Origin of the sequence: Arthrobacter sp. TS-15 (genome assembly GCF_006964045.1) — a bacterium.
In the GTDB taxonomy this organism is placed as follows: Bacteria; Actinomycetota; Actinomycetes; order Actinomycetales; family Micrococcaceae; genus Arthrobacter.
In genome coordinates this window covers 29,064-51,042 of sequence record NZ_SDXQ01000022.1, presented here as the reverse complement: position 1 = coordinate 51,042, position 21,979 = coordinate 29,064, and the positions used below count along the sequence as shown (strand labels likewise).

Genomic DNA, 21,979 nt, shown 5'->3' with positions numbered 1-21,979 from the left:
GCTGCACCAAATTCAATGATCTCCTTGCTGGGCCGGACGCCGGACCCTGAGCAGCTGCGCCATGTCCACACCATCCCCGCCCGGAAAGCGGTCAATGAGCCCTGGCCCGGCTGGGTCCATCCGGACGTTGTGGCAGCCTACGGTTCCCTGGGCATCCACGAACCGTACCGACACCAGATCCAGGCGGCAGACCTCGCTCATTCCGGACAGCATGTTGTCATTGCCACGGGAACTGCTTCGGGAAAGTCGCTCGCCTACCAGTTGCCGGCGTTGGATGCGATACACCGTTCCGAGTTGCGGGTCTTGTCAGATCCCGGCAAGATCCACGACGACGGCGCCGTTACGCTCTACCTATCCCCTACCAAGGCCTTGGCAGCAGACCAGCTGGCAGCAATCCGCTCGCTGAAGTTACCCACGGTCCGGGCTGAAACCTATGACGGGGATACTGACGTCTCCTCCCGACGGTGGATTCGTGACCACGCCAACTTCATCCTCGCCAACCCGGACATGCTGCACTTCGGCATCCTTCCCAACCACACATGGTGGGCCAGGTTCTTCCGGCGGCTGCGCTACGTGATTGTAGACGAAGCACATAGTTATCGCGGCGTGTTCGGCTCGCACGTGGCCAATCTGATGCGACGACTCCGCCGGATCTGCGCCTACTACGGGGCTGGGACCTCCTTCCCCGAGCCGGTGTTCATTGCCGCTTCCGCCACGGCCTCGGACCCCGGGATTTCCTTTGGGCGGCTCATCGGCGCTCCCGTCCGGGAAGTTTCCGAAGACTGCTCGCCCCACGGTTCCACGACGGTGGCGTTCTGGGAACCGGCCCTCACCGACGTCAAGGGCGAGAACGGCGCCAAGCAGAGGAGGACGGCCGTAGCTGAGACTGCGGACATCCTGGCCAACCTCGTTTCCTCGCGCGTCAGGACCATCGCGTTCATCAAGTCCCGCCGCGGGGCGGAGTCCATTGCATCCATCACCAAGAGACTGCTGGACGAGGTGGATCCCAGTCTTCCCGGGCGCGTGGCCGCGTACCGGTCCGGGTATCTGCCCGAGGAGCGGCGGGCTTTGGAGCAGGCGTTGAGATCCGGGCAATTGCTGGGGGTCTCCAGCACTTCCGCCTTGGAACTTGGCATCGATATCTCGGGCCTTGATGCCGTGCTGGTAGCTGGATGGCCCGGCACGCGGGCTTCGCTCTTTCAACAGATCGGCCGCGCAGGACGGGCAGGGCAGGACGCCATTGCCGCCTTCGTGGCAAGCGATGACCCCTTGGATACGTATCTGGTGAACCATCCCGAGGCCATCTTTGACGTGTCGGTTGAGGCCACCGTCTTCGATCCCGGCAACCCGTACGTCCTTGGCCCGCACCTGTGCGCGGCAGCAGCCGAATTGCCGATCGGACCCGCCGAGCTTGACCTGTTTGGGCCGACTGCCGAGGGGCTTCTGGACCGTTTGGTAGTGCAGGGGTACCTTCGAAAGAGGCCCGCCGGATGGTTCTGGACCCACCCTGAGAGTGCCGCAGGCATGGTGAACCTCCGGGCCGACGGCGGCGGTCCTGTCAGCATCGTTGACGCTGAAACCGGGTCCCTCCTGGGAACCATGGACTCGCCGCAAACCCATTACCAGGCGCACACGGGTGCCATCTACGTCCATCAAGGCGAGAGCTACCTGGTGGAGGACCTCAACGAAGCCGACCACTGCGTGATGGTGCGCCGGGTCAACCCCGACTTCTACACCACGGCACGGGACGTAACCCAGATCGAGGTCCTTGAAACTTCCCGTTCCGTCCAGTGGGGCGACATCACCGTGCACTTTGGGGACGTCAAAGTAACTACCCAAGTGGTCTCCTTCCAACGCAAGGCCTTGATTTCCAATGAGATCCTCGGCGAGGAACCCCTCGATTTGGGAGCAAGGGACCTGTTTACCAAGGCCGTGTGGTTCGTGGTGGACAACCGTTCGCTGCACGGAGCCGGGCTGGTGGAAGCGGAGTTCCCCGGGGCGCTGCATGCGGCTGAACATGCTGCAATTGGGCTCCTCCCTTTGGTGGCGTCCAGCGACCGCTGGGATATCGGCGGGGTATCCACTGCCTTGCATGCCGACACAGGGGTACCAACGATTTTCGTTTACGACGGCCACCCTGGTGGCGCCGGGTTCGCTGAGCGGGGCTTTGAGAAGGCCAAGATATGGCTGACAGCCACCCGGGAAGCCATCAAGGCCTGTGAGTGTGATGCCGGCTGCCCGTCCTGTGTTCAGTCCCCCAAGTGCGGCAACAAGAACAACCCGCTGGACAAGGCAGCCGCCATCACCCTCCTGAACGTCCTGTTGAAGGACGCCAGCTAGATTCCCTGAAGCCAGCCGCCCGGCACGAAGCCTGTGTGCTTGGCCCTGTTAGCTGCTAAGGAGGAGGTCCGGCTCGTGCGCGGCCAGTGGCAACGCCCCACTGGAAGGGATGGGCCAGCTCCGTGCCGACCTCCACCACCCCACCAGCAACACTGCAGGACGTGATCTTTGCATCGTGCTTCCCGGCCACACTTGCGGCAACGGCGCAAGGCTCCCCGGACGTAAGCCCCCGGGCCGCATCTGCGGCGGCCAGCGCTGCCAGGTCAGCCGCAGACGCCGCCCGGGATGCCATCACTCCGGCCTGCGCCAGTAGGAGCAAGCCCAGCAACAGCAGCATGACCACCGCGCCCAAGGCCAGCGCCAGCACGGTGCCAGCGCCGCCTTCATGCTCGGTGTTTGGCCAAAGGTTTTTCACGGGGTGCCCACTTCTTCCCGTGCTGTAGCCGAGGCCTTCAGCGTCCATGGGATCAACGGGCCCAAAGCCCCGCCAACTGCCGAGGAAGCAGTCACTGTGACCCACTCGCCGTCCCCGTTTATTGACGACGTAACGCCTCCCCCGGCAAGCCGCTTGACGATCCCATCCACCGAGCCGGAGGCCTCACCCCGCGCCGAGGCTCGTGCTCCTGCCCTCGCCGCCTCCTCCAGCCTGAGTTGGGTGATACCTGCGGCGCCGCCTGCCAGCAGGAATGCCAGGAGCAACACAACGGCCGGCAAAGCGACCGCGAACTCCGCAGTGACAGCACCCTTTTCCTTTGCATTCCGGGATCTCCTGTCGGCAGGCAGCAGAGCGGTCATGGCAGGGACAACGCCGTACGGATCAGGTTGAGCAGGAAGCCGCGGACCTCTTCGCTCCGGAGGATAACTACCAACAAACCCGCCAGGCCTACGGCGGCAAGGGTAGCAATGGCATACTCGGCCGTGGCCATGCCCATTTCCGAGCCCATCAGCTTTGTCCGTGTGCTTAACCTTGACCAGAAGCCTTCGTCCTCACATGGGCCGTCCTCGGACTCCGCAAGATCCCCGAAGCCGAGTCCTAACTGCAGGAGCTCGTCCTCGAAACCGAATCGCTCGGGATCGTTGTGGTCGAGCTCGTACTCGGAGAGTTCCTCATGCTGGGTCGTCTGTGGTTCCTCGAAGGGAGCCCCAAGGAATTCAACGGGAGCCGGCCGATCCCGCGGCATATCACTCAGGAGGCCTGGAAGCGTAGCGGACAGTGTTTTCATGGTGGTTTCCTTTCCATAAAGTGCCGGCTCTCTGCCGACAGAACCGACTCTTCCGTGGTCCGGAAAGGCCGGGAAGTGGGTGATCTCCGCAAGTGGATAACCCGTCCCGTCCCGCTGGGTGTGGAGGAAAGGTTGTGGCGTTGACGGCCCTCTCCACGTTTCACCCCGAGGGGAGCATGGCGATCAGGACCGGGACAATGCCAAGGCAGATAAAAGCAGGCAGGGAGCAGAGACCCAGAGGAACTACAAGCTTCACGCCCAAGGCAGCTGCCCGCTTCTCCGCGGCCCGGAACTGCTCGCGCCGTTCCCTCGCCGCTTGTGCATAGAGGATAGAGGCAGACGGCGCACCAGTCAGCGCCGCGAAAGCCAACGCATCCTTGAGGCGGACCACTTCAGGGGCGTGCTTGGTGGGCGTCCGCCAGGCAGTCTCCCAGTCGGCACCGAGGGCCAGCGCGGCAACAACGGGCCGGAGAGAATGCCTGATGGGAGGAGACGCGCACTTGGCGATAAGTTCCAATGCCCGCCCGATTCCGGCTCCGGCGTCGAGCATGGAAGCCACCAATTCCAGCATCATTGCCGTATCGCGCAGTCCGTCTGCATCCTGTTCCGGTGGGGTTGATGCGGAGGACTCCTGCGCCGCTGCTGAGTCCCTTCCCCGGGACGGCAACTGAGTTCCCAACCGTGCGGGCGCCGCGAAGCTCAGGATTGCTGCGAGCACCATGACCGCGATCATCACTAACACCGGCGTCTGGTGCATCAGTAGGCTCCGATCGCGGATGCGACCAGCCGCGATGACCATACACGACCCGCCGCTGTGAGAAGCAGACCAACCGCGAAGGTGGCAACACCCAGGAAGTTGTTCAACAAGATCCCCACCGGATCCACGCCTAATGCCACCCCCAGCCCCAGTCCAAATACCGGGAGCCATGACAACAGGCGCACGGTAGCTTTGGGGCCTGCGAGCGCCGTCTGACGGGCAGCCTCGGAGTCCTCTTCGGCCTCCAACTGCGCTGCAAACCGGGTGAGGAGGTCAGCCAACGGACAGCCGCTGGTCTCCGCGATGTCCAGGCAGGCTGCCAACTCCATCCACACGCGGCGCTCAGAACTCCCGCGTTGCGGATACGCTTTTGCGGCTGTGCCCCGGATGGCTTCGGCCGGCGAATTTCCCACCGTGGACGCTGCCCGCGCTGCTGCTAGAACCTGCAGGGAGGGGTGGGAAAGCCCGGTGTTTCCCTTTGCTGCTGCCGAACCCGCGCCATTTTCCGCTAGCTGCCCTGCACCGTGGACTATCCATAGCTCCTCCCACAGCCTGAAAGCTCCCCGTCCGCCGCGCAGGAGGGCTGCGAGCTGCTGCACCAACACCACAAGTGACAAGGGCTCCGGACGCTTTCGCGGCCTTGGACCTCCGCGCTGCGTCATGGGACGGGCATTGGTGCGCAAGGTCCGGTCCGCTGGTTCCCCCAGCCTCGTCCGGAGACGCCTGATTCCATCCCTGTGGCCTGTGAACTGCAACCAAACCGCGAGAGCCGCAACCAGGACGAAGAGGCCAATCACCGGATATCCCCGAAGTTATGCATCCCCACCGGACGTGACCCGGTTGATGTTGGAATGGCCGTCTTCCGGGACCTGCGCCGTGGCGGATCATCAGGTTCAGGCCGGTCGACTTCCTGTGCTGGTTGCTCGTCCATCTCCAGCGGTGCCAGCGAGAGCCGGGAGGCAAGTTCCGGCCATGCCGGCCCTGGTGTCATTCCTGCCGGGCTCCAGCTGAGGGCCGGCACAACTTTTTGCTGTTGCCGTGTGTCTGTGACTACTCCGATGGACGCGACCTTCCGTCCCGATGGTGTTCGGTCTACGTGGATCACGACGTCAAGGGCGCTGGAGACCTGCAACCGAACGGCTTCGGCGTTCAACCCCGCCAATGCGCCGAGGGCCACCAACCGTGCCGGCACGGCCTCTGCGGTGTTGGCGTGGATAGTGCCACCACCACCGGTGTGCCCAGTGTTGAGTGCGGTCAGCAATTCGCGGACTTCAGCGCCACGGCATTCCCCCACGATCAGCCTGTCCGGCCGCATGCGCAGTGCTTGGCGGACCAGTTCTCCGAGGTCCAGTGCACCTCCGCCCTCAAGGTTTCCGTGGCGGGATTCCAGCGTGACAACATGCGGGTGAACAGGGTTGAGCTCTGCGGCGTCCTCTATCAGTACTAAACGTTCCGCCGGATGGCTCAGCCCGAGCATTGTGGAGAGCAGGGTTGTCTTTCCTGAGCCGGTGGCACCGCTAATGAGGAAACTCAGTTTGTTGGCCATGACGGCACGAAGAACCGACTCAACGTGCTCCGAAAACATGCCGGATTCCCGCAACTCGGCGAGGGTAAACACTTCGTCCCGGCGGATTCGAATGGACAGCAACGTCCCTGCCGTTGATATGGGAGCGAGGACTGCGTGGACCCGGTATCCACCGTTGAGCCGGACGTCCACGCAGGGGGAGCCATCGTCCAACCGTCTTCCCCCGGCTGAGATCAGGCGGGTGGCCAGCGATCTGACCTGTTGCTCGGTGTCGAAGTAAACAGATGTACGTTCCAGGCCGTTCCCGCGGTCAAACCAGACGGAGTCGGGGCCGTTGACGAAAATGTCAGTGACGCCAGGATCCTGTGCGAGCGGCTGAAGAGGACCCAGTCCGTTGAGTTCAGCATTGATGGACTCAGCCGCCTCCAACGCTCCGGCGGTACCCAGTAATCTGCCGCTTGCCTGCACGGCTGCGGCGACAGTGGAAGGTGTCACGGGTCCGCTCCCGGCGAGCACCGATTCCCGCACCGTTTCAAGAAGAACCGAGTCCAGCCTGCGGCTCTGCCGGCGGCGGGTTCCGTCGGCAAAGGGGCTCACTGGGCCGCCCCGTTCAGTTCCAGGACGGAACCGGCGAAGCGCCTGATTGGTTTTCGGCGTCCGATCTCCAGCAATCGCCCCAGCTCAGTGCTGGCCGCTACACCACGCATCTCCGGTAGGACACCCAGCAGCGGCAAGCCAAGCGACTCGGCGATCAGTGGCGCATCCACTGAACTGGCGCCGCTTCCCCGGATCAAGAGTCCTGCATCTATGGGTGGGAGTTCGTTGAGGACGCGCGCGGCCGCCACTGCAGACTTAAGGTGGGCCGTGGTCAGCACCAGGATCCTGTCGCAATCCCATGCAAGCGTTCCCAGCCCCTCAACGCTGCGTCCGATATCCACGAGGATGAGTTCGAAGCTCCGGCGTGCAGCGTCAACAACAGCAGCCACAGCGCCGACCGCCGGGATGTGGACCGGTTCCCTCGTCCCGGGCCAGGACAGGTATGCGAATCCGCCAGCCACGGGCAATGAATCCCGGAATTGGGAAGGATCAATGCTTCCCCGGGTTTCGGCGAAGTCCGGCCATCGGAGGCCGGGCACCTCATCCGCCGTCACTGCCAGCTCGAGGCCTCCACCCCAGCGGTCGCCATCGATGAGCACGGTGCTGATGCCATGCCCTGCCGCAGCCTGGGCAAGCCAGATTGCGGTAGTGGTAGCTCCCGCCCCACCACTACCGCCGATGATTCCGATGACCGTCCCCCCAGGGTCCGGTGAGCCGGACATACTGAGGTGTTCAGCCAGCCAGCCGGCGGCCTCGGGAAGGACAGCGACCCGCTCAGCTCCAAGCGACGCGGCCAAACTCCATAGCCCATCACCTTCAGAGGCTTTGCCGAGCAACACAGTGGGAGCCCTTCGCCTGGGCGGCAACTCTTGAATATCGCTGCCTACCAATACGACGTCGGCATTGTCCCAGCCGTGGACGGCTTCGGCCACGTCCGCGGCTAAACGGAGACTCCCCCCTGCAGCCGCGACTATCCGTTTGGCCTCTTCCTGAAGGTAGGAGTCAGCGGAAACGAGCAGAATGCCGACGGCTTCGCGTGGCAGCCAAGATCCGTCCGGGTCCCCTTCAACTGCTTTCTTGTGGGGGTGCCCGTAATTGTCAGTGGTCTGCTGGATGTGTGCGGGTTGCCTCTGCCGACGATCTCGCTTGCTCATGGCGTCCACACTGGTTGAATCGGCAAACCAACATAAGGTTCGAATTCCCGTATGTGCACAACATAGTGCGGCCGGAAGTTGTGGAGGAGCAGTCCTCCCAGCAACAGCACACCTCCGCACAGGGCAGAATGGACACCATGTATTTGCTGCTCGCCGCCCACCAGCAAGGCGCAGCCATACAAAGGATCTCCCCCACCGGCAAGGCCACTGCAGACGCACGCGTCCTCACCCGGGCTGAGTTGCCCGGCGTCGTGCGTGAACTCGAAACCCAGCGGCCCCGCTGGGTGTGGCACCACGCCCAGGACTGGTATTCGGAGCTGCTGACCCATGGCATAGAGCTGGAGCGCTGCCACGACCTCGCGCTCTGCGGAGCCATCCTTGCCCACTCCGAATTCACTGCGCACACGGACTATGCCCGGCATGCGGTCAAGCTCACGCAGGACGACGACTCCGCACCACCCCGCGCTCTTCAGCCCCCACCGCCTCCCGCAGACCAGGGCGCTCTCTTCGAGGACCTGGCCCAGTCCAACCCCAAAGTGGGGTTGGCTGAACTCAGGGAGGAATTCGCGGCCCAACAGCACGCGGTCTCACAAGTCTCCGAAGCCCACCAACAGAAACAGCGCCTCCAACTACTGCTCGCCGCTGAGTCCGCTTGCGCGATGATCGCCCTGGAGATGCAGCACGCCGGCGTCCCCTGGCGAGAAGAGTTGCATCAGCAGATCCTCGCCGATGTTTTGGGGCCCCGGCCACCGCTGGGGCACCGTCCGCCGGCACTTGAGGCTCTTTGCGCCGAGCTCAGGAGCATCCTCAACTCCCCCGGCCTGAATCCGGATTCCCCGCAGGATCTGATGCGCGCCTTGCACCGGAACGGGATCGAGGTCAAAAGTACCCGGCAGTGGGAGCTTCAGGAATCGAAGCATCCGGCCATTCAGCCGTTGCTCGCCTACAAGAAGCTTTCCCGGCTGCACACCGCCAACGGCTGGTCTTGGCTGGACGCCTGGGTGCGTGACGGGCGGTTCCATCCCGAGTACGTGGTGGGTGGGGTTGTGTCGGGGCGTTGGGCTTCGCGCGGTGGCGGCGCCCTCCAGATCCCGCGAAATATCCGGGCAGCGGTCCATGCGGATCCCGGACACAAGCTCATTGTTGCCGACGCCTCCCAACTGGAGCCGCGTGTTCTCGTGGCGCTGGCCCAAGACACGAAAATGGCAGAGGCAGCACGGGACAAGGACCTCTACGCAGGCATCGCAGCCCAAGGCTTTGGGGGTGATCGGGCCAAGGCGAAAATTGCCCTGCTGGGAGCTATTTACGGCGCCACCACGGGCGAGTCGGGGCGGCTTATGCCGCAGCTCACGCGGACCTATCCACGCGCTGTCGGCTTCGTGGAGCAAGCAGCGCGCGAGGGCGAAGCAGGCCGAACCGTCACCACCCGGCTGGGCAGAAGCAGCCCACCGCCGTCGCCCGGCTGGCTGCGCAGCCAGCAATCCACCACCGCCGAGGAACAGCGGCGCGCCGACAATCTTGCCCGATCACGGGGCCGTTTCACCCGCAACTTCGTGGTGCAGGGCTCGGCTGCTGAGTGGGCGGCCTGCTGGTTGGCAGAATTACGACGACGGCTGCGAACCTTACGCGCCGAAGGCTCACCCAGCGGTGAACTCGTCTTTTTTCTCCACGATGAGGTGATGATTCACGCTCCAGTGAACGCCGTGGACGCCTGTATCCGCGCCATCGAAGAAGCGGCAGCATCGGCGAAGGAACTTATGTTCGGACGGATCCCTGTGGAGTTTCCAGTGAGCCTGGCCGTCGTCGATTCCTACGACAAAGCGAAGTAGCGGACCATAGCCTGATGCAGCGGCACTATCCAGTCACATCCCGCTATATGAGCCGGGATGACCCGCCCATGACAGGTACCGCAAAGTAGCTTTGGTTCCGCCCGGGTTCTGGATAGTTTCATGATGTGGATACTTTTGCTGGTCCACCGCAGAATCAAAACAGCATCACAAGGGGGAAGCATTCGATGGCTGGCAGGTTTGAAATTCTCAAGGACAATGCCGAGGGCTACCGGTTCCGCCTTACAGCGGCCGACGGTACGGTGGTTGCCGAGTCACCCACGTTCCCGCACCTCGAGGGTGTTGTGGCCGGCATCAACGCCGTACGGGAAAACGCCGCCACCGGTCTGATCGTGGACCGGTCCACGACGGCCCGCGAGGCAGCGTAAGCCTCGACGGGCCACCTAAAGGTCTATGTCCCGCAATTTGTCTTTATCCCAGGGAACTGTCCAGCCCAGTTCGTCGAAGAGGCCACTGAGGACCATCCCCGTGAAGCCCCACACGAGCACACCATTGACGGTGAAACCTGGGCTGGTATAGGTGCGGCCGAACCTCGAGATGGTGGCAGTGACACGGTTGACCGGGTCCAAAAGGTCGCGCACCGGTACCCTGAAGACCTGAGCGGATTCGGCGTAGTCCACCACGCGAACCGGTGACGGCGCATCCCACCATGCCAGCACAGGTGTCACACGGAAGTTGCTCCGGATGAGCCCAAGCTCCGGGATGACTCCAAGAACCCGGACACCACTGGCATCCAAGCCGGTTTCTTCCACTGCTTCACGAAGGGCGGCGGCGACGATCGACTCATCTTCCTCGTCCACGCTGCCGCCCGGGAACGCCACCTGACCCGGATGGTCGTCCAGGGTATGTGCCCGTTCCAGCAGCAGAACATCGAGGTCCGCCGGCGCTATTGGCCGGCCCGACTCGGCAGGGATGTTGTCCAGTACACCGAAAAGCATCAGGACTGCCGCGGCGCGGTTTGTTTCCGGGGTGACGGGAAGCTGCTCCCACAATGCCGAGTGCTGCTGTTGGCCCTCATCGAAGCGAGCAACCAGCGCGGACAGTTCCTCAAGCGCGGTCACCCGGGCCTCCTTTGCGATTCCATGCGGATCTCCGCTGCCCTGTGCGTCTCGGCCAGGAGCTTCTCGAGCAAAGCTTCGCTGCCCGGCGCTAGCTCGTACTTCAACAATTTGGCTGCCTTGACGGGATCAGTTTCGCCCTCGCCGTAGCTCGGGCAGAGGCTTGCCACCGGGCAGGCACCACAGGCCGGCTTCCTGGAATGGCAGACTCTGCGTCCGTGGAACACCACTCTGTGCGAGAGCATGGTCCAGTCCCGGGGTTCAAACAGTTCGGCGACGTCGAACTCGATCTTCACAGGATCGTCCGAGGCCGTCCACCCGAATCGGCGGGCAAGCCGGCCGAAGTGAGTGTCCACCGTGATCCCGGGGACACCAAAGGCATTGCCCAGGACCACGTTGGCGGTTTTGCGCCCGACGCCCGGGAGCGTCACCAGATCTTCGAGACGTCCCGGGACCACGCCGTCGTACTCATCTACGAGCCGCGTACTGAGCGCCAAAACGTTCCGTGCTTTGGCACGGAAGAAGCCCGTCGGCTGGAGTATTGTCTCCAGCTCGAGGGGATCCGCCTCAGCCATGGCGCGGGCATCCGGGTAGCGGGCAAACAGGATCTTGGTGACCTGGTTGACCGCCACATCGGTGGTTTGGGCGGAAAGGACCGTGGCCACCACCAGTTCAAAAGGGTTCCTAAAATCCAACTCCGCATGCGCGTAGGGATACTTCTCCGCGAGAACCCTATTGATCTTCCGTGCCCGGCGTTTGAGCGCGAGCAGCGAACCAGCTTCGGCGATGGCCACGGCGTCCCTGCTTAGCCGCGTTCGATGTTGCTGAGCTCCCGAAGAACCCCAACCTTGCCGTCGGTGTCCTGTACCAGGAACTCATGGCCGCGGTCTTCCAGGGCCAGAACCCATCCACCGGGTTCGATGGTGAAGGCCGGGGTCCCCGAGTGTTCGTCGTACGCAATCCTGGGTTGTGCAACAGCGAACCAGAAAGCCTCATACTGCGGCGAATCGGACTCTTCCGGTCGGCTGGCCGGGTCCACGGTAGCGCCGATCGAGTCGCTCACCCTGCGCGTATCACCGGAAACGATGGGCGTTGCCATGGTGGCAGCCCACGGCTGCTGGGCCGCTGGTTGGGCCGCCTGCTGAGCGGCGTGCTGGGTTGTAGCGGGCTGGGCCGTGTGCTGGGTAGTGGCGGGCTGAGCCGCTGAACCCGTGGCAGGAACGTGGGCATCCTTAGCGTCAGGCTCGCCAACGGGCTCGGCCTTCTCAGGCGAAGACGTAGCGGGCGAAGCGGCAGCAGCGGGTTCAGTGGCAGCGGTGCTGCCAGTAGCGGGCCCACTTCCTGTGGGTCCACTGCTTGCATAGCCGCTACCGTCCGCAGGTTTTGCGTCAGCTGCGTGCACGACGGCGGAAGCTTCAGTTGCCGGCGACGGCGATGTTCCGTAGCTGGCCGGCGGAGCGAAGGGGCTTGCGCCCGTTGCGGCGCCGGTCGCGGCACCTGCACCGGGAGCACCCGTGGAGGCTGCTGCAGCCGCTGTACCGGAAACGTGCGGAGCGGGAGCCTGGTAACCGGGTGCCGATCCCTGGTATCCGGGGGTTGAACTCCGGAATCCGCCGCTTGAACCTGTGGCGTCTGCGGGCTTGGGTGTGGTGGGCGCCTTCGGTGCTTTGGGAGCAGCCGGCTTGCGGCTGGGCACTGCTGCTTCGCGGGCAACCACGTGCGCCGGCGTTTCAGCACGGCCCTTGAAGTCGGCGGAAAGCCACGGAAGATGCGGGGCCAGAACCGTCGCTGCCAGCAGACCCACGGAGCCGACCAGGCCCAGCAGTACGCTGCCGTTGAACGAGTTGGCAATGGTCAGGAAGAACAAGGGGAACGCAAACGAGGCAACCACGGACGCGAACTGGTCAACGGACAGCGAACCTATGCGGAGGATAGTACCCGGCTGCAGCCTGCGGGCTACGAAGAGAGCCACCACAACCAGCGGCAGCAGGATTCCCAGCAGCAGGAAGAACAAGTTACCCAGGTTCCACAGGTTGTAGCGCTCCCCGAACATGGGCAGAAGCGAGGCAACGAACATCAGGAGCGTGGAGCCGAAAACAGTAAGATCCCGGATGGTGAACGGCCCAGCGACGGCGTCATACTTGGCAGCGTCGTTTTTAGGAGCATCGTTCTTGGCAGCAGTGTCGTTCTTGAAAGGAGTTCCGGACGTACCCGTCGCCGGATTCCCAACAGCGGTGCCGTCAGCAGCGTTTCCACCCGCAGCGGTGACCGTTCCAGCCGCGGTGTCCGGTCCCGTCGGGTGTGAGTCGTGCGGGCCTGGGCTCAGCTGGTTCATCTATATCTCCTTCGTACGGCGGCGTCTTGGACAGTCCGGCCCGGCGACCTCCGCGGGACTCCGCAGTGAACCGGACACGCCAGAAGTGCGTCCCAAGACTTCTTCAGCCTATGCCACCCCCCTGACAGGGTTCTAGCTGAAAACGGCCATACGGCTTCGCTCACAGCAAACTCCAAGGTTCCTTACAGAATGTGGCCGACAGTAAGCCCGCCAGCAAAGGCAGCCCGGTGCCGCCGTCGTGCGTCATGTAAACGGTTCCCCACCGCCACAGCCGCCATTCGTCGCTAAATCCGCGCCGTTCACGGCCGCATTTGTGACGACGCCCACGTTCGACTTCTTGAAGCGATAGTGTTGATGCCGGACAGCACTTTGCGGACCCTTGGGGGAAGCGCTCGACGCCGACGACGGCCCGGGCGGGGACCTCACGTCAGGATCCGCGCAGCAAAGATCGATGAATGATGAGGTTCACCATGTCCCAGGACACCACCGGATCCACGGCCACCGCTGCAGCTTCAACAGCTCACAACGGATCGGCCCCGCACGTCGAGGCGCTTGAAAACCTCCTCCACGAGAACCGCAAGTTCGCGCCTTCTGCAGAGTTCGCCGCGAACGCGGTCGCAAGCGCCGACGCCTATGCTGAGGCAGAAGCGGACCGTCCCGCGTTCTGGGCTAAGCAGGCCCGTGAGCTGTTGACCTGGGACAAGGACTTCACCGAAGCCCTTGACTGGTCCAACCCGCCATTCGCCAAGTGGTTCGTGGGCGGCGAGATCAACGCCGCTTACAACGCACTGGACCGGCACGTGGAAAACGGCCTGGGCGACCGCGTGGCCATCTACTTCGAAGGCGAACCCGGGGACACCCGCAGCTACACCTACGCGGAGCTGACCGAAGAGGTCAAGAAGGCCGCCAACGCGTTCGAGTCCCTGGGCGTGGCCAAGGGCGACCGCGTGGCCGTGTACCTGCCCATGATCCCTGAAGCCGTGATCACGCTCCTTGCCTGCGCCAGGATCGGGGCCGTGCACTCGGTAGTGTTCGGTGGATTCTCCGCGGACGCGCTGCGTTCCCGGATCGAGGACGCCGAAGCCAAGCTCGTTGTTACCGCGGACGGCACCTACCGCCGCGGCAAGCCGAGTGCCCTGAAGCCAGCGGTGGACGAAGCCCTCTCCAAAGAAGGCCACACCGTACAAAACGTTGTGGTGGTCAAGCGCAACGGCGAGGACGTCAACTGGGTGGAAGGCCGCGACCTCTGGTGGTCCGACACCGTTGATAAGGCAGATACCGAGCACACCGCCGTGGGGCATGACTCCGAGCACCCGCTGTTCATCCTCTATACCTCCGGCACCACCGGCAAGCCCAAGGGCATCCTGCACACCACCGGCGGATACCTCACCCAGGGCGCCTACACGCACAAGGCCGTGTTCGATCTCCACCCGGAAACGGACGTCTATTGGTGCACCGCCGACGTCGGATGGGTCACCGGCCACTCGTACGTCACCTACGCGCCGCTCATCAACGGCGCCACCCAGGTCATGTACGAAGGCACCCCTGACTCCCCGCACCAGGGCCGCTGGTGGGAAATCGTGGAGAAGTACAAGGTCTCCATCCTGTACACCGCCCCCACTGCGATCCGGACGTTCATGAAGTGGGGCCGGGACATCCCGGACAAGTACGATCTCTCCTCCATCCGCGTCCTGGGCTCCGTGGGCGAATCCATCAACCCCGAAGCGTGGATGTGGTACCGGGACGTCATAGGCGCCAACGCCGGCAAGAACGGCGAAAAGAAGGACAACCCGGCACCGATCGTGGACACCTGGTGGCAGACCGAAACCGGTGCGCAGATGATCGCCCCGCTGCCCGGCGTCACCGCCACCAAGCCCGGCTCGGCGCAGGTCCCGCTGCCCGGCATCGCCGTGGACGTGGTGGACGAAAACGGCCAGTCGGTGGCCAACGGTGAAGGCGGCTACCTGGTGGTCCGCGAACCGTGGCCCTCCATGCTCCGTGGCATCTGGGGCGACCCCGAGCGCTTCAAGGACACCTACTGGTCCCGGTTCGAGGCCATGTACTTCGCCGGTGATGGCGCCAAGAAGGACGAAGACGGCGACGTCTGGCTCCTGGGCCGCGTGGACGACGTCATGAACGTCTCCGGCCACCGCCTCTCCACCACGGAAATCGAGTCCGCCCTGGTCAGCCACCCGTCCGTGGCCGAAGCAGCCGTGGTGGGTGCCGCTGACGAGACCACCGGGCAGGCCGTCGTCGCGTTCGTCATCCTCCGCGGTGACGCCGTGAACAACGGCGACGAAACCGTTCTGGAACTGCGCAACCACGTGGGCAAGGAAATCGGCCCGATTGCCAAGCCCAAGCAGCTGCTGATCGTCCCGGAACTGCCCAAGACCCGCTCCGGGAAGATCGTCCGCCGCCTTCTCAAGGACATCGCTGAAGGCCGCGACACCGGCGACGCCACCACACTGGCTGACCCCGGCATCATGACCCAGATTGCGGACTCCCTCCGCAAGTAGGTAATTCACGACGGCGCCGCTCACCTCCCCAGGCGAGCGGCGCCGTCGAGCGTTAAGGACCCTGCGTGACGCAGCGGTGACATTGACGCGCCTGGCCTGCCGTACTGCTGGTGCCGTGCGCCCTAGACTGGAGCCAGACTCAGCCCCATGTTTGACGAGGTTCCCCAGAAAGGCCCTGATGCTTCAGGCAGCACGCCACTCCGCCATCATCGACGCCGTCCAGCGCGAACGCGTAGTGCGGGTCTCGGACCTCGCCCAGTTGCTGGGGGTCTCACCCATGACCGTACGGCGCGACATCGAAGCGCTCGAGGAAGCCGGCCGCGTTGAGCGCATTCACGGCGGAGCCAAGCTTCCAGGCGATGCCAGCACCCACGAGCCCGGCTTCGAACTCAAGTCCACACAGCTGCCCGCGGAGAAACACGCCATCGCGGTGGAAGCCGCGAGCCTGGTCCAGGAAGGCATGGCGATCGGCCTTGGCGCCGGCACCACCACCTGGGCCTTGGCGAAGGAACTTGTCAACGGGCCCCGCATCACCGTGGTCACTAACTCGGTGAGGATCGCCGATCTTTTCCACCACGGCTCGTCGTCCGGCCCGGCACGCTTCGGGTCCACAGTGATCCTGATCGGCGGCGAGCGGACACCGTCGGACGCCCTGGTAGGCCCCATTGCCACGTCATCGCTGAAGCAACTCCACTTGGACGTCCTGTTCCTGGGTGTCCACGGCATGGATGCCCACGCCGGCTTTACCACTCCGAACCTGCTGGAAGCCGAGACCAACCGAGCGTTCATGACATCCGCCCGGAGCACAGTCATTCTGGCCGACCACAGCAAGTGGGGCGTGGTGGGCATCGCCTCGATCGCCCGGCTGGAAGAAGCGGACGAGCTGATCACGGACTCGCTCCTTGGTGAAGACGCCCGGCGCGTGCTGGCCGAAAACGTGGCCAAGCTGCGGATCGCCGAGGCCTGAACCACGTAGTTAACACTTAGGTCTCATACCGCAGGTGGAGGCCGCCCCGCAGACTTCAGCCGCGGGACTGATGCCGCGGAGTAACGCCCGCAGGGATGCTGGATATATGAACGCCATCCTCCACGCCCAGCAGCTCACCAAGCACTACCCCGGCAGCATCGCCCTGGACCACGTCAACTTCACAGCCAACGCCGGCCAGTCCATTGCGATCATCGGCCCCTCAGGTTCCGGCAAGACCACCCTTTTGCACTGCCTCGCCGGGATATTGAGGCCCGACGCCGGTGCCATCACCTTGAATACTCCGTCCTCGCCTCTGCGGCTGGACACCTTGGGAGATGCTGCGCTGTCCCGGCTGCGGCGCGAGGAGTTCGGCTTCGTCTTCCAGCAAGGCATGCTGCTGCCGGAGCTCACCGCCGTGGAAAACGTGGCCCTGGCTCTCATGCTCAACGGCACGGACCGTGCTACTTCGGAGGCCCGGGCCGCTGAGTGGTTAGCGGCCCTCGGCTTGGCCGGGATGGAACAACGCCGCTTGGGCGAACTCTCCGGCGGGCAGGGTCAGCGCGTGGCCATCGCCCGCGCCCAGGTCACCGGGGCCCGGGTTGTCTTCGCTGACGAGCCCACCGGCGCTTTGGATTCGGCCACCTCCAGCGAAGTCCTGGACGTTCTCCTGCACTCTGTGGCTGCGAACGGCCGGACACTTCTGGTGGTCACGCACGATCCCAACGTTGCTGCCCGGTGCGAGCGCGTTGTGGAGTTGCGCGACGGCCGGATCGTGGCAGACAGCGGAACAGTTCCGGCTTCCGGCCCGGCCGCGCCAGCCACCACCAACTTCAAGGGTGCCTTCAATGTCTAGTCTCTCCATGGCCCTGCGCCTCACCCCCTACCTGGCACGAAGCAACGGAAGCAGCTTCCGGGAAGCCGGTCTTCGCGACGCCGGGCTCCCCATCCTCGCTTTCGGGACGGTTACGGCCCTGCTGCTCACCGTTGCCGGTGGTTCACAGGTTTTCTGGTCCTGGTCCGACGACATCGCGGGCACCTACCAGGCCTTGGCCGTGGTCGCCATGGTGCTGCTGATCATCCCTTTGCTGACGCTCGGCGCCTCGGCCGCCCGACTCGCCGCCCGCCGTCGTGATGACCGTTTGGCATCCTTGCGGTTGCTGGGCGCCAACAGCGCCACGGTGGTCTGGATGACCGTCATTGAGTCAACCGTCCTCGCGGCCGTGGGAGCTGTGGCTGGTGCGGGACTATACGCCTGCGCAGCGCCGTTCCTGGGTTTGATCCAGTTCCGGGGACAAGCAATAGGAAGCCATGCATGGTTGTCAGTGCCGTCCATCCTCGGCTGCGTGCTGGCCGTCTCTCTCCTTGCAGCGGCGAGTGCCGCGTTGGGGCTGCGGAAAGTTGTGGTGACGCCGTTGGGCGTCCGGACCCGGCAAACGGCCGACGGCGCGCACTGGGTTCGCGGACTCATCGCAGCTGTGGTGGTGGTCATCGGAGTGGTGGCCATGGGGATGCTCAGCAGCTTCGGCGCGTTCATTGTGATCATCGCGGTGATGGGCGGTTGCTTCGGCCTGGCTTTGCTGGCGTTGAACCTCATGGGACCGTGGATCCTGCGGCTGCGGGCGTCCTCGCAACTCAAACACGCCAAGAAGCCTGAGCAACTGCTGGCCGCGCGGACCGTGCTGGAGAGCCCTAAAGAATCGTGGCGGCAAGTTGGGGGCGTCGCGATGACCAGTTTTGTGGGCGTGTTCGTGGGCGTCGGCATGGCGGTGGCGGACACCATGGGAACCGGGGGCGACGCTGAAACTACGCTCCTTGTCCGGGACATCAACACCGGAGTGATGATCACCCTGCTGGGCTCGTTCCTGATGGTCGCCTGCTCTGCGGGTGTAAACCAAGCAGCTGCAGTACTGGACAGGGCTTCCACCCTGGTGGCACTGGACCGTGTTGGAATGCCGCAGAAACTCATGGTGGCGGCGAGGGTCAAAGCCGTCATGTCGCCGCTGTTTCTGGTTGCCGGCATATCCGCGGCTGCCGCGGCTGCTCTGGTCCTGCCGCTCACGGGTGCCGTGCTGCTGACCCAGCCCGTGGTGTTCCTGACCATCGGTGGGGTGTTCGCCGCCGGCTTCCTGCTGGTCCGGCTGGCTGTTGCCGCGGGAACGGCGCAGATCAGCCAGGTGCTGGCCCGCCCCGAGCGCTACGCGAGCATGGATTCGTAACCCGGCCCACCGCCGTCGTCATCCCCGGGTTATTTGCAGCCGCAGGACTGCCGGATGATCAGCTCGGTGGAGAGGATCTGGTGTTTCAGCTCATCGCCACGGCCCTTGCCCACCAGTGCCTGCACCGCGGCTTCGGCCATCGCCTTGACGGGCTGCGCAACGGTGGTCAGCGCAGGCCAGCTGTATTCGGAGTCCAGGGAGCCGTCGAAGGATACCAACGCCAGGTCCTCGGGCACCCTGACGCCTGCCTCATGAAGCGCCCTGAGGATACCGATGGCTTGCATGTCATTGCTGGCAAAGATCGCCGTTGGACGGTTGGCCATGGAGAGGAAACGCTTGCCTACCTCGTACCCGCCCGGACGGGTGAAGGGACCGTGAAGCATGGGTCCGTCCGGCAGTCCGGCGTCACGCAAAGTGGCCAGCCAGCCTACCTCGCGCCCGTCCAGCTGGTTCCCGGTATTGGTACCGATCGCCAAGCCAATGTTCGTATGGCCGTGGCCTATCAGATGTTCAACGGCAGCACGGGCACCGGCTTCCAGATCCACACCCACACTGTTGATTCCCGGCGGTGAGCCTGCGTTATTCAACAAAACGGAGGGGATTTCGGAGGCCTCCAGTTCCGTGACATCGGGATCGAACACGCAGCTGGCCAGGAATACCCCGTCCACCTGCCGGGCAGCCAAGGTGCGGATGTTCTTGCGTTCGCGGGTAAGGCTTCCATCCGAGTTGGTGAGCACCATGCCGAAGCCAAGTTCCGCGGCCGCATCTTCCACAGCGTGGGCCAGCTGGGTGAAGAACGGGTTGGTGTTGTCCGGAACCACCACGCCAATGGTCTCGCTGGATCCCAACTTCAGGGCACGGGCGGCAGCGTTGGGTCGGTATCCAAGGACGCGGATGGCCTCGCGAACCTTGGCTTCCGTACCCGGGGCCACGTTCTTGGGCCCTCCGTTCACCACATAACTCACGACGGCGGTACTCACCCCGGCGTACCGGGCCACGTCTTTGCGTGTAACCGGGCCGCGCGAGGTTTGTACCGCCGAAGTTGTCATGAGGTAAATGCTAGCTACTCCACGGGAGCATCACCGAAGTCGCGGATGGGAAGGCGCTCCCCGCCACGGAGCGCGGACTCGTGGGCAATGATTCCCGGCAACGTGAACCGGGCCGCGACCCAGGCATTAACGGGAGGAAGGCTGCGGTTGTTTACGGCCGTGACGAAGTCGTCCACCAGGAATTGGTGGCTTCCTTCGTGCCCGTTGGGGGCTCCGAGGAATTCCTGCGGAAGCCTGGACTGGTCATGGACCGGAGCCAGCCCGGAGATAAAGGCATCGCGCAGCTCCGGCGCCACGGCCGCCAGGGACGGGTCATCCAGGGACATGGTGGGCTTGGTTTCCACTTGCTCGGACACGTCTTCCACGGTGGACTTGTCCTGCCACACGGTGGTGGTGGCAAGTTGCTCAAAGCTGGCGTCGGTGCCGAAGAAACGGAAGCGGGACTCCCGGATGTGGGAGGGGTACCCCACCCGGCGCATCTCGTTGGTGCGCATCGCGCCGCCGTCGTTCATTTCAAACAGCGCCGTGGCGTTGGAGAAGTCGTTGGCGAACATGCTGACGTCCTTATCGAAAACGCCATCCCCGCGCTGGTCCTTCACGCCGATGCAGCTGACGCTGACCGCATGGCCGGGGACGGCGCCGAGGACCCCACCTATGGCGTGGGTGGGGTAGAGCATGGGCGGGTAGCTGGCGGTTTCCTTCCACCGCTCTCCGCCGCTGTACTGATACGCCTCGTAGAAACCGAGGTCCATGTCGTGGACGTAGTCACCCTCGGTGTAGAAGATGCGGCCAAACTTACCTGCTGCATGTTGTTGCCGGGCGAAGACCGTGGCGGGGTTGTAGTAGCTGGTCTCACCCATGGCGTAGACCAGTTTGGTCTCTCGAACGGCCTCAATGATCCGTTCAATTTCCTCTTCGGATATGGCCATGGGCACCGCTGAGTAGACGTGCTTTCCAGCACGCAGGGCCCGCTCTACCAGTGGTCCGTGAGTCCAGCGCTGCGTGAAGATGGCGACAGCATCGACGTCGGAGTCCAGCAACTCTTCAAAGCTGCCCATTACGCCGTCCAGTCCCCAGCGTTCCTGCGCTGCAACTGCCCGCTCAGGGAGTTCATCTATTGCATAAACCGCGCTGACGCCCGGGTGGAGCTTGAACAGGTGGGCGAACTGGCTGCCGAACTGCCCGGCACCCACAACCCCGATCGAAAACGTCATTGTTTACCTTCCCTGGGACTGCCAAAGCAGCCTCCGCTGTGTCCCTGTGTGACTGTCCTGTCGAGTTTTGCATCGGAATCTACTCGAGTCAACAGAAAGAACATCTTTGAACATTTTTCACCAAAATTTTGCCTCCGCTCTTGCTATCACCAAATCTACTCGTGTAGATTCTCATCCAGTTGTTATGCACATCACAGTCACGAAAGGGTCGACGATGACCACGCTCACCAAGCAACCGGATCCGGAGCTCTCCTCCGTCGGGGCGCCGCGGAAGTCACGCAAGCGGGGGAAACCAGCCGACGGGTTCCGCGGAGTAGGGGACCTCAAGGTTGCACTCTTCTTCATCGCTCCAGCGATGCTCGGACTGATCCTCTTCTACCTCGTCCCCACCATCCGGGGCACCTACCTCAGCTTCACTGAATACAGCATCCTGGGCGACCCGGAATGGATCGGCACGCGGAACTACGAACGCATAGCCAAGGATCCGCTATTCTGGAACGCTTTGGGCGTCACCTCGGAATACGTGGTGATCAACATTGTTCTCCAGACGGCATTGGCGTTGGGCCTTGCAATCCTGATGCACCGCGTCGCAAAGTCCACCCTCGTCCGCGGTGCGCTTCTGATGCCCTATCTGATGGCAAATGTCATTGCGGCTCTCCTGTGGTTCTGGATGCTTGACTACCAGATCGGCATCATCAACCAGATCATCGAATGGACCGGGCTGCCCCGGGTAGCCTTCTTCGGCAGCGAGCAATGGGCCATCCCCACCCAGGCTCTCATCAACACGTGGCGGCACATGGGCTACACAGCTCTCCTGATCTTCGCCGGACTCCAGGCAATCCCGAACAGTGTCTATGAGGCCGCCAGCATCGACGGCTCCAAGGCCATGAGCACTTTCTGGCGGATCACCCTGCCACTGCTCCGGCCAGTCCTGGTACTGGTCCTGGTAGTAACCGTGATCGGTTCTTTCCAGGTCTTTGACACTGTTGCCGTCACGACGGCCGGCGGTCCTGTCAACGCCACCCGCGTGCTGCAGTTCTACATCTACCAACGCGCCTTCAATGAACAGGACTTCGGCTATGGCTCCGCCCTGGCTGTGATCCTCTTCCTCATCCTCGCCATCGTCGCTTTCATCCAGATGAAGTTCCTCCGCGGCAACCAGTCGGACCTGGACTAAGGAC

Annotated in this window: 20 protein-coding genes; 8 read left to right on the top strand and 12 right to left on the bottom strand. The window is 63.7% G+C overall.

Annotation, left to right across the window (positions count from 1 at the left end; genetic code table 11):
- The first annotated feature begins 15 nt into the window (after positions 1-15).
- Positions 16-2,340 carry a DEAD/DEAH box helicase gene (locus tag EU811_RS08520; protein ID WP_446698047.1) on the top strand — a complete coding sequence of 775 codons (2,325 nt, stop codon included), beginning with the start codon at positions 16-18 and terminating at the stop codon, positions 2,338-2,340.
- A gap of 55 nt (positions 2,341-2,395) precedes the next feature.
- On the opposite strand, the gene EU811_RS08515 is transcribed toward EU811_RS08520, so the two are convergent.
- The 7 genes from EU811_RS08515 to ssd form a co-directional block, all read right to left on the bottom strand.
- Positions 2,396-2,755 carry an Rv3654c family TadE-like protein gene (locus EU811_RS08515; RefSeq protein ID WP_142938045.1) on the bottom strand — a complete coding sequence of 120 codons (360 nt, stop codon included), beginning with the start codon at positions 2,753-2,755 and terminating at the stop codon, positions 2,396-2,398.
- Positions 2,752-3,135, bottom strand: a complete 384-nt coding sequence (locus tag EU811_RS08510) for a TadE family type IV pilus minor pilin (protein ID WP_142938044.1) — start codon at positions 3,133-3,135, stop codon at positions 2,752-2,754. The genes EU811_RS08515 and EU811_RS08510 overlap by 4 nt, the downstream gene beginning before the upstream one ends.
- The gene (locus tag EU811_RS08505) at positions 3,132-3,563 is read right to left on the bottom strand and encodes a DUF4244 domain-containing protein (RefSeq protein WP_142938043.1); all 432 of its coding nucleotides are present in this window, start codon (positions 3,561-3,563) and stop codon (positions 3,132-3,134) included. The genes EU811_RS08510 and EU811_RS08505 overlap by 4 nt, the downstream gene beginning before the upstream one ends.
- A 160-nt stretch (positions 3,564-3,723) precedes the next feature.
- Entirely contained in the window at positions 3,724-4,320 is a 597-nt protein-coding gene (locus tag EU811_RS08500; protein WP_142938042.1) for a type II secretion system F family protein, read from the bottom strand.
- Positions 4,320-4,982: a type II secretion system F family protein gene (locus tag EU811_RS08495; protein ID WP_223940857.1), complete on the bottom strand. Its 663-nt coding sequence runs from the start codon at positions 4,980-4,982 to the stop codon at positions 4,320-4,322. Before EU811_RS08495 ends, EU811_RS08500 begins: the two co-directional genes overlap by 1 nt.
- A gap of 131 nt (positions 4,983-5,113) precedes the next feature.
- On the bottom strand, positions 5,114-6,442 hold the full coding sequence (locus tag EU811_RS08490) for a TadA family conjugal transfer-associated ATPase (protein WP_142938041.1): 1,329 nt from the start codon (positions 6,440-6,442) through the stop codon (positions 5,114-5,116).
- Positions 6,439-7,596, bottom strand: coding sequence for a septum site-determining protein Ssd (ssd, locus tag EU811_RS08485; protein WP_238703350.1), 1,158 nt, complete (start codon positions 7,594-7,596; stop codon positions 6,439-6,441). The genes EU811_RS08490 and ssd overlap by 4 nt, the downstream gene beginning before the upstream one ends.
- A gap of 137 nt (positions 7,597-7,733) precedes the next feature.
- On the opposite strand from ssd, the gene EU811_RS08480 reads away from it, so the two are divergent.
- Both EU811_RS08480 and EU811_RS08475 read left to right on the top strand, forming a co-directional pair.
- Positions 7,734-9,425 (top strand): bifunctional 3'-5' exonuclease/DNA polymerase, encoded by a 1,692-nt coding sequence (locus tag EU811_RS08480; RefSeq protein WP_142938040.1) that lies wholly within the window; start codon positions 7,734-7,736, stop codon positions 9,423-9,425.
- A gap of 185 nt (positions 9,426-9,610) precedes the next feature.
- Positions 9,611-9,811, top strand: a complete 201-nt coding sequence (locus EU811_RS08475) for a YegP family protein (protein ID WP_142938039.1) — start codon at positions 9,611-9,613, stop codon at positions 9,809-9,811.
- A gap of 15 nt (positions 9,812-9,826) precedes the next feature.
- On the opposite strand, the gene EU811_RS08470 is transcribed toward EU811_RS08475, so the two are convergent.
- From EU811_RS08470 to EU811_RS08460, 3 genes are read right to left on the bottom strand one after another with little or no spacing between them, the layout of a single operon-like run.
- Positions 9,827-10,504, bottom strand: coding sequence for an NUDIX hydrolase (locus tag EU811_RS08470; RefSeq protein ID WP_142938038.1), 678 nt, complete (start codon positions 10,502-10,504; stop codon positions 9,827-9,829).
- A complete protein-coding gene (gene nth, locus EU811_RS08465; RefSeq protein WP_142938037.1) occupies positions 10,501-11,295 on the bottom strand; it encodes an endonuclease III in 795 nt (264 codons plus the stop codon). The genes EU811_RS08470 and nth overlap by 4 nt, the downstream gene beginning before the upstream one ends.
- Positions 11,296-11,306: 11 nt before the next feature.
- On the bottom strand, positions 11,307-12,836 hold the full coding sequence (locus tag EU811_RS08460; protein WP_142938036.1) for a hypothetical protein: 1,530 nt from the start codon (positions 12,834-12,836) through the stop codon (positions 11,307-11,309).
- 470 nt (positions 12,837-13,306) lie between these two features.
- On the opposite strand from EU811_RS08460, the gene acs reads away from it, so the two are divergent.
- The 4 genes from acs to EU811_RS08440 all read left to right on the top strand — a co-directional run bounded on the left by acs (position 13,307) and on the right by EU811_RS08440 (position 18,535).
- Positions 13,307-15,352, top strand: coding sequence for an acetate--CoA ligase (acs, locus tag EU811_RS08455; protein WP_142938086.1), 2,046 nt, complete (start codon positions 13,307-13,309; stop codon positions 15,350-15,352).
- 178 nt (positions 15,353-15,530) lie between these two features.
- On the top strand, positions 15,531-16,319 hold the full coding sequence (locus EU811_RS08450) for a DeoR/GlpR family DNA-binding transcription regulator (RefSeq protein WP_142938035.1): 789 nt from the start codon (positions 15,531-15,533) through the stop codon (positions 16,317-16,319).
- Between the two features lie 106 nt (positions 16,320-16,425).
- Positions 16,426-17,172, top strand: a complete 747-nt coding sequence (locus tag EU811_RS08445) for an ABC transporter ATP-binding protein (RefSeq protein WP_142938034.1) — start codon at positions 16,426-16,428, stop codon at positions 17,170-17,172.
- Complete coding sequence (locus tag EU811_RS08440; RefSeq protein ID WP_238703349.1) at positions 17,165-18,535, top strand: FtsX-like permease family protein; 1,371 nt, start codon at positions 17,165-17,167, stop codon at positions 18,533-18,535. Before EU811_RS08445 ends, EU811_RS08440 begins: the two co-directional genes overlap by 8 nt.
- Before the next feature lie 29 nt (positions 18,536-18,564).
- Here EU811_RS08440 and EU811_RS08435 read toward each other — a convergent pair whose 3' ends face one another.
- Both EU811_RS08435 and EU811_RS08430 read right to left on the bottom strand, forming a co-directional pair.
- Positions 18,565-19,584 (bottom strand): LacI family DNA-binding transcriptional regulator, encoded by a 1,020-nt coding sequence (locus EU811_RS08435; protein WP_142938033.1) that lies wholly within the window; start codon positions 19,582-19,584, stop codon positions 18,565-18,567.
- Between the two features lie 14 nt (positions 19,585-19,598).
- A complete protein-coding gene (locus tag EU811_RS08430) occupies positions 19,599-20,798 on the bottom strand; it encodes a Gfo/Idh/MocA family protein (protein WP_142938032.1) in 1,200 nt (399 codons plus the stop codon).
- Between the two features lie 214 nt (positions 20,799-21,012).
- On the opposite strand from EU811_RS08430, the gene EU811_RS08425 reads away from it, so the two are divergent.
- Positions 21,013-21,975, top strand: coding sequence for a carbohydrate ABC transporter permease (locus EU811_RS08425; protein WP_187697101.1), 963 nt, complete (start codon positions 21,013-21,015; stop codon positions 21,973-21,975).
- Positions 21,976-21,979 lie beyond the last annotated feature (4 nt).

Excerpts from the sequence above, each read along its gene's own strand:
- EU811_RS08520 (WP_446698047.1), top strand. The coding sequence starts at position 16 with ATGATCTCCTTGCTGGGCCGGACGCCGGACCCTGAGCAGCTGCGCCAT.
- EU811_RS08510 (WP_142938044.1), bottom strand. The coding sequence starts at position 3,135 with ATGACCGCTCTGCTGCCTGCCGACAGGAGATCCCGGAATGCAAAGGAA.
- EU811_RS08505 (WP_142938043.1), bottom strand. The coding sequence starts at position 3,563 with ATGAAAACACTGTCCGCTACGCTTCCAGGCCTCCTGAGTGATATGCCG.
- EU811_RS08500 (WP_142938042.1), bottom strand. The coding sequence starts at position 4,320 with ATGCACCAGACGCCGGTGTTAGTGATGATCGCGGTCATGGTGCTCGCA.
- EU811_RS08495 (WP_223940857.1), bottom strand. The coding sequence starts at position 4,982 with ATGACGCAGCGCGGAGGTCCAAGGCCGCGAAAGCGTCCGGAGCCCTTG.
- ssd (WP_238703350.1), bottom strand. The coding sequence starts at position 7,596 with ATGAGCAAGCGAGATCGTCGGCAGAGGCAACCCGCACACATCCAGCAG.
- EU811_RS08480 (WP_142938040.1), top strand. The coding sequence starts at position 7,734 with ATGTATTTGCTGCTCGCCGCCCACCAGCAAGGCGCAGCCATACAAAGG.
- EU811_RS08475 (WP_142938039.1), top strand. The coding sequence starts at position 9,611 with ATGGCTGGCAGGTTTGAAATTCTCAAGGACAATGCCGAGGGCTACCGG.
- EU811_RS08460 (WP_142938036.1), bottom strand. The coding sequence starts at position 12,836 with ATGAACCAGCTGAGCCCAGGCCCGCACGACTCACACCCGACGGGACCG.
- acs (WP_142938086.1), top strand. The coding sequence starts at position 13,307 with ATGTCCCAGGACACCACCGGATCCACGGCCACCGCTGCAGCTTCAACA.
- EU811_RS08450 (WP_142938035.1), top strand. The coding sequence starts at position 15,531 with ATGCTTCAGGCAGCACGCCACTCCGCCATCATCGACGCCGTCCAGCGC.
- EU811_RS08445 (WP_142938034.1), top strand. The coding sequence starts at position 16,426 with ATGAACGCCATCCTCCACGCCCAGCAGCTCACCAAGCACTACCCCGGC.
- EU811_RS08440 (WP_238703349.1), top strand. The coding sequence starts at position 17,165 with ATGTCTAGTCTCTCCATGGCCCTGCGCCTCACCCCCTACCTGGCACGA.
- EU811_RS08435 (WP_142938033.1), bottom strand. The coding sequence starts at position 19,584 with ATGACAACTTCGGCGGTACAAACCTCGCGCGGCCCGGTTACACGCAAA.
- EU811_RS08430 (WP_142938032.1), bottom strand. The coding sequence starts at position 20,798 with ATGACGTTTTCGATCGGGGTTGTGGGTGCCGGGCAGTTCGGCAGCCAG.
- EU811_RS08425 (WP_187697101.1), top strand. The coding sequence starts at position 21,013 with ATGACCACGCTCACCAAGCAACCGGATCCGGAGCTCTCCTCCGTCGGG.